This window comes from Hyphomonas sp. (genome assembly GCF_041689225.1).
Taxonomy (GTDB): domain Bacteria; phylum Pseudomonadota; class Alphaproteobacteria; order Caulobacterales; family Hyphomonadaceae; genus Hyphomonas.
The window spans coordinates 1-5,657 of sequence record NZ_JBDNGN010000020.1; the positions used below are offsets into that span (position 1 = coordinate 1).

At 58.4% G+C, this 5,657-nt stretch carries 4 protein-coding genes; 3 read left to right on the top strand and 1 reads right to left on the bottom strand.

What is annotated here, in order from left to right; all coding sequences use genetic code 11:
* The 3 genes from ACESNB_RS01940 to ACESNB_RS01950 form a co-directional block, all read left to right on the top strand.
* On the top strand, positions 1 to 478 hold a 478-nt coding region (locus tag ACESNB_RS01940), incomplete at its 5' end, for an HlyD family secretion protein (protein WP_373003015.1).
* A complete protein-coding gene (locus ACESNB_RS01945) occupies positions 475 to 2,124 on the top strand; it encodes a DHA2 family efflux MFS transporter permease subunit (RefSeq protein ID WP_373003017.1) in 1,650 nt (549 codons plus the stop codon). The genes ACESNB_RS01940 and ACESNB_RS01945, both read left to right, overlap by 4 nt.
* Before the next feature lie 219 nt (positions 2,125 to 2,343).
* Positions 2,344 to 4,041 carry a class I adenylate-forming enzyme family protein gene (locus tag ACESNB_RS01950; protein WP_373003019.1) on the top strand — a complete coding sequence of 566 codons (1,698 nt, stop codon included), beginning with the start codon at positions 2,344 to 2,346 and terminating at the stop codon, positions 4,039 to 4,041.
* 287 nt (positions 4,042 to 4,328) lie between these two features.
* On the opposite strand, the gene ACESNB_RS01955 is transcribed toward ACESNB_RS01950, so the two are convergent.
* Positions 4,329 to 5,558, bottom strand: a complete 1,230-nt coding sequence (locus ACESNB_RS01955) for a Fic family protein (protein ID WP_373003021.1) — start codon at positions 5,556 to 5,558, stop codon at positions 4,329 to 4,331.
* Positions 5,559 to 5,657 lie beyond the last annotated feature (99 nt).

Here is a 5,657-nt window from a genome sequence, read left to right on the forward strand (position 1 = left end):
CGACCTGAACATCCTGGAAGCGGCCCTGCAACGTGCCAGAGCCCAGACCGAAGGCCAAAAGGTGATCATCGAGAAGCACCAGATCCGCAGCCCCATCGATGGCGTCGTGGATGAGACGTTTTTTGATGCAGGCGAACGGACTCTGTCCGGGTTCCGTGTCGCCCTGCTGCACGACCCGGGAAAGGTCTGGGTGTCAGCCAACATCAAGGAAACACAAGTGCGTTATGTCAAATTGGGTGCGCCGGCACACATAAAAGTCGACAGCGCTCCCGGCGCAAATGTCACCGGCCGTGTATCTGTGATCCGTGATTTGACTGTTGCCGAAGCCGCATTGATGCCCAATCCGAATGCGACAGGCGTTTTCACAAAAATCACGCAGCGCATACCCGTTCGGATAGAACTTGATCCAGGCGACACCCATCTGCGTCCAGGGTCGATGGTCCGAGTCGCCATTGAACGCCGCAAGGCCGAGAAGTGAATCTGAGACGAGAGGACGCGAATGTTGGGGCAGAGCGAGACGACGCGGCCCTGTCTCTCGCGCTCGATATTCCCCACACGGCCGGAAGTGCCGTGCGTGAACGCTTTCACACATTCGGGGCCTCCTATCGCTGGCTGCTCTTGTTCAGCCTGCTCTGCGGGTCGCTATCGACCATGCTCGCAGCGACGACGATCAACGTCGCCCTGCCATCCATCATCGGCGCGTTCGGCCTTGGGCAGGACAAGGCCCAGTGGATGTCCACGGCATTCCTGGCCGCCTCGACGATCGCGATGCTGGCCAATGCCTGGGCAATGAGCGCATTCGGCGCTCGGACGACCTATCTGGCGGCGCTGGCACTGTTCATCAGCGGATCTGCACTGGGAGCGATCAGTTCCACATTCGAATTTCTGATCATCGCGCGCGCCATGCAGGGGGTGGCCGCCGGCCTGCTTCAGCCCATGTCCATGTTCCTGATCTTCCAGACATTCCAGGATAAGATGCGCGGGACCGCGATTGGTATATTCTCCATCGGCGTTGTTCTCGCGCCTGCTTTCGGGCCGGCGCTGGGGGGATTTGCAGTGGATCTGTCCAGCTGGCGCATGGTGTTCATCGCGACCGTACCAATTGCATTGCTCGCGTTGCCGCTTGCCGCCATCCTCATGCCGGAACGCGACAGCGTTCGTGGCACCAAGGCGCCACCGCTTGACTGGATAGGACTCCTGCTGATCGCTGTCGCCGTTGTCGGATTGCTATCGAGCATCGCAAATGGCGACCGTGATGGCTGGTATTCTGACAAAGCCCTCATCAGGCTGGCTGTGTCGCTTGGAGCCGGTATCGTCTTCTTTTGGTGGGAGCAACGACATCCCTTCCCGGCCCTCAATCTTGATGTTTTCAAACAATGGCAGTTTGCCTCCGCTGGCGTCGTGATCGCCTGTACCGGAACAGCAATTTATGGCTCGACATACCTGATCCCGATCTTTGTCCAGGTCGTTCAAAACTATTCGCCCACATCCGCCGGCGTGATGATGATCCCAGCCGGCCTTGCCATGGTCGTCGGATTTCCGGTTGCCGGACGGCTCAGCGACCGGTTTGACGCGCGGTTATTGCTCGCATTTGGCGTCATCTGCTTTGGCGCGTCGATGTATTTGATGGCCGGTGTCGGCGCCGCGACTCCCTATTGGACATTCGTCGGCTGGATCGTCCTCAGCCGCGTTGGCATCAGCTTTTGCATGCCGCCGGCAAACACCACGGCGATTCGTGGCGTTCCGGCAAACCTGCTCGCCAGCGCGGCTGGAGCGGCATCGTTCCTGATGCAGGTGGGCGGCGCGTTTGGCGTATCCATGCTGGCCATTCTGCTGCAAAGGCGAAACATCTTTCATGGCGAGCACATTTCGTCGGCCATGACCGAAAGCAACCCGGAACTCTTATATCAACACCAGCAGAACATGTGGGCTGCAATGGCGAGTGGAGAGCCGTTTCAGCAGGCCTATATCAGCGCGTTTCGCCCCATCGCGGAAACGGTCCGCCGCGAAGCCATGGTGCTGGCCTTTCGCGACTGCTTCCTGGTTTGCGCATGCGGCTTTGCAATTGTTTTTGCATTCATCCTGCTCATGCCAAAGCCGGAGAACAAGGCAGCACAGCCGTAACGGAGACAGGCGCTAACCATATGTGCCGTCTCCGCCCGCTGGTGCCTCGACCTCGCGACGCGCCATGCCGGACTGATGATTGGCGAAACTCAGCGTCATGTCAGCTCGGAGGGGGCCATTTCATGAGGCAGATCGACGTCGCGGAAAGCTTGTCGGACATCGATCCGTCTGTATGTGTAGCTTCCAGGAATTGCACTTCAGGGAGAATAAAAGAGAGCCATGCATTATAAGGAACTCCTCAAGGCGCGCGACGAGCTGACCGGCCCCGATGGTCCGTTTGAGATCGCTGAAACTGACGTGCTCGGAAACCGCGTCCGTATTTACAAGAACGCGCCCCTCACCGTACGCGAGATCTGGCTGTCAACGATCCAGTTCGCCGACCGACCTTACCTGATCTATGAACAAGAGCGCCTGACCTATGGCGAGGCTCACGAGCGGGTGAACGCCATTGCGTCTTGGCTGAACGCCCAAGGCGTGCAGTCAGGCGATCGCGTCGCTATCGCGATGCGCAACTATCCTGAATGGATGCTGATCTACTGGGCCTGTGTGTGTTCCGGGATCGCCGTGGTTGGCATGAATGCGTGGTGGACCACAGAAGAGATGGCTTACGCGATTTCCGACTCCGAACCCAAGGTCGTGTTCCTCGACACCGAACGCCTTGATCGATTGAAGGAACGCCCGGACCTGACAGCAAACCTGAAGCTGGTGGGCGTCCGCATCCCGGACGCGCCAAGCGCAGTGACACCCTGGTCTGACGTCATGGCCCATGGCGGCGCCATGCCTGACGTGGCGGTCGACCCCGATTCCGACGCCTGCATCTTCTATACGTCTGGCACCACTGGAAACCCGAAAGGCGCGCAACTCACCCATCGGGGCTGTGTTTCCAACCTGTTCAACCTGATGTACGCCGCCGCCTCGACTGCGCTCGCCACCCAAAAGGCAACCGGCGTGGCACCACCGGACACACCCCCGATCCCGACAACGCTGATTACCACGCCGCTTTTCCACGTCACTGCCAATAATTGCGGGGCCTATGCGACCACGGCCGCAGGCGGAGCTCTGGTCCTGATGTACCGCTGGGATGCCGGAGCGGCGCTGCGCCTGATCGCCAGGGAACGGGTGACGTCGATGAGCGGCGTCCCTGTCATGGCGCGCGAACTGATAAGCCATCCCGACTTCGCCACCACTGACACGTCGAGCCTGACCTCGCTGTCCGGCGGCGGCGCACAGGTGCCACCGGACCTGGTCCACAAGATCGAGTCCCAGGTCGCCACTGCGCGTCCAAGCACCGGTTACGGCATGACCGAAACCTGCGGGATCATCACCTCGATCGCAGCGGATTTCTTTGTCGACAAGCCCGACAGCGCCGGTCCGGCGATGCCAAACTTTGAAGCCAAATGCGTCGATGATGACGGCAATACGTTGAAGCCTGGCCAGGTTGGCGAATTGTGGATCAAAGGCTCTTCCGTGATCAAGGGATACATCAACCGTCCCGAGGCCACCGCCGAATCCATTACTGCCGGCTGGCTTCATACAGGCGACATTGCCCGTATCGACGAAGATGGCTTCATCTTCATCGTCGACCGCAAGAAGGACATGGTCCTGCGCGGGGGAGAGAACATCTATTGCGCCGAGGTCGAAGCAACCGTTTACCGACACGATGCCGTTGCTGAATGTTGCGTGTTTGGCGTGCCCGATGAACGCCTCGGCGAAGAAGTCGGGATTGCAGTGGTTCTAAAGCCTGGCGAGACTCTATCAGAGCAAGCGCTTCGGGATCATTGCCAGTCAATAATGGCGAAGCACAAGTCGCCCCGTTACATATGGTTTATGGCAGACGCCCTGCCGCGGAATGCCAGCGGCAAATTTGTCAAACGAGACCTGCGTGACCGCCTCAGCGCCGAAGTGATCAAAGCTTGAGGTCCTGTAGAACGAATATCCTCATCCTGCAGTGTTGAGTGGTGGGCGGCAACGGGCTCGAACCGCTGACCCTCTCGGTTTAAACGGGATGTTTTTGTCTTATTTCAATGTGTTAGCCGTTAATCGCGATTAAAAAATCATAGTCATATCAAGGGCTCATGCATTCAATTGTTAACCGTTTTTACGGTCTGCACAGACGCGCGCCAAGCACTTCATCGCCGCTGGATTTTGACATCACGTTTAGATTGCCGCGGCCAGGCATGTCCGTCGACCAACACATCCACTGACTATCTGTCTGGAAATAATCCCGGCATCCAACGCGAGGCCAGACGTGCTGGAAAGGCAAGTCTCAACGGCGTGCGAGATGTCCCGGATACGACGACACCCGATTCAATCAATTCAGACGTGATGCGCCGCGCCTGACGCTCGCCCACGGACAGAAGGCCGGCAACATCGCCCCGGGGCAGCGTCCCGCGAAACAGGAGCGCCTCGAGCACAAGGCCCGATTTGAGAGACAGGCGATTGCCGCGCACTTCTTCTTCAACCCACAGGAGGATGCGATCACGAAGACGGCCGGGTTCAACGAGATTTTCCATGAACGCGATCTGGTCTATGCAGATTTCCAGGAAGAAGATGGCAAATTGCGCAAGCGCCTCTTCGCTCAAACTTCCGCGTCCATCCCGATCCTCGCGCCGGGCGCCGTCGCAAGCCTGGAGGTGTTGCTTGTAATCAGCCTCTCGCCTGGCAAGACCGCGCGCCACTGACCAGATGCCGCCGGTATCAAGCGCCTCGCGCAACATGGCGTATGACATCAACCGAACGACCCTGCCGTTGCCATCAATGAACGGGTGGATCCATAATAGCCTGTGATGTGCGCTAGCCGCAGCAACAATGCTGTCGACACGTCCGAGCCTGCGATAAGCGGATTCAAAGCGGTCGAGAAAACGCGGCACAGCACCTGAGCTTACCGGAACGTGGTGCCCCACCTTGACATCGCGTGTGCGCAAACCTCCTGGCGCCACGGCGATCTTCTCGCCAGAATCAGGGTTCACGGTCCATAGAAGATCTTCCGGCAATTTCTCGCAGAAGCGGCGATGCAGTTCGACAACAGCCTCCCGGGTCGCAGGGCGTCCTTCAAGCCCGCCCGCGTCGATCCATGCCTGGACCTCAATATGTGCCCTGGCTTCGAGTTGAAGATCCCGCTTGTCCTTGTCGCCGCTAAAGTCCTCGTTCATCGCTTTCTCGATGTCGATCGGATGGGTATCATGGCCTTCGATGAGGTTGCTGTAATAGCAATTCATGGCACGCACGAGATCGGCCAGAGCAGAGACGACACCCTCCGGCAGGCTCCTTTTGAGGCCAGCGGAACGTTCGGCGAGTTCGAGCGCGAGGTCGGCCAAGCGGGCCCTGTGCTGGCTATCGGATCCGACAAGCATGGGCTCCATGGCGCCAATCGGCTCTCCACGGTCTTCTGCCGCCTCAATGTCCGCTTTTATATCCGGATATTTATTGCTCATATCATTATATATAACTAATTTAAGTGAACAAATCCATACCCGTAATAGCCGGATATATGTCCGCTTTTATGTCCGGTTATATGACTGGTCCGCCACTGC

Bases quoted from the DNA above. Each gene is read 5' to 3' on its own strand.
- ACESNB_RS01950 (WP_373003019.1), top strand. From the start codon at position 2,344: ATGCATTATAAGGAACTCCTCAAGGCGCGCGACGAGCTGACCGGCCCC.
- ACESNB_RS01955 (WP_373003021.1), bottom strand. From the start codon at position 5,558: ATGAGCAATAAATATCCGGATATAAAAGCGGACATTGAGGCGGCAGAA.